Below are 904 nucleotides of genomic sequence, written 5' to 3' on the forward strand. Positions count from 1 at the left end.
GCCCACCCTGCGCTGGCTGGTCGTCACTGGCGAGGAACTCCCCGCCGACCTGTGCCGCCGCTGGTTCGACCGCTTCCCCGGCATCCCGCCCACCCTGCGCTGGCTGGTCGTCACTGGCGAGGAACTCCCCGCCGACCTGTGCCGCCGCTGGTTCGACCGCTTCCCCGGCATCCCGATGATGAACGCGTACGGACCCACCGAGTGCTCCGACGACGTCACCCACGCCGTCCTCACCCCCGACACCCTCGACGAGCGGCGCATCACCGCCCCCATCGGCCGTGCCGTCCGCAACACCACCCTCTACGTCCTCAGCGACGAGCGGCAGCTCGTCCCGCCTGGCACGGCCGGCGATCTGTACGTGGCCGGCGTGGGTGTCGGCCTCGGCTACCTCGGCGACCCCGAGCGGACCGCCGCCGCGTTCATCCCCGACCCGTTCGCCGCCGACGGCAGCCTCATGTACCGCACCGGCGACCTCGTCCGCCACCGCCCCGACGGGCAGCTGGAGTTCATCGGCCGACGCGACGCCCAGGTCAAGATTCGCGGCCAACGCATCGAACTCGGCGAGGTCGAGGCCCACCTGCGGGCCCTGCCCGACGTCACCGACGCCGCCGCCGCGGTCGTCCCCGGACCCGGCGGACACCGCCACCTCGTCGGATACGTCGTCGGCGACGACGACGTCCGCGCCCTGCGCGAGGCCCTCGCCGCAGCACTGCCCGAACACCTCGTCCCCGCCGTCCTCGTCGCCCTGCCCGCCATGCCGCTCACGCCGAACGGCAAGACCGACCGCAAGGCCCTGCCCGCCCCCGACTTCACCACGGCCGAACGCCGCRCAGGATCTCCTCCTGCGGGGTGCGCGGGGCGCGGCGTTCGGCCGTGGTGAAGTCGGGGGCGGGCAGGGCCTTGC

General features: G+C 74.1%; 1 protein-coding gene. It reads left to right on the top strand.

Translation table 11 applies throughout. From position 1 onward, the window contains the following. Positions 1 to 880, top strand: an 880-nt coding sequence (locus tag EAO70_RS36110) for an AMP-binding protein (protein ID WP_148007016.1), incomplete at its 5' end; no start/stop codon positions are given. Positions 881 to 904: the final 24 nt, after the last annotated feature.

This window comes from Streptomyces sp. adm13(2018), from assembly GCF_008042145.1.
Taxonomy (GTDB): domain Bacteria; phylum Actinomycetota; class Actinomycetes; order Streptomycetales; family Streptomycetaceae; genus Streptomyces.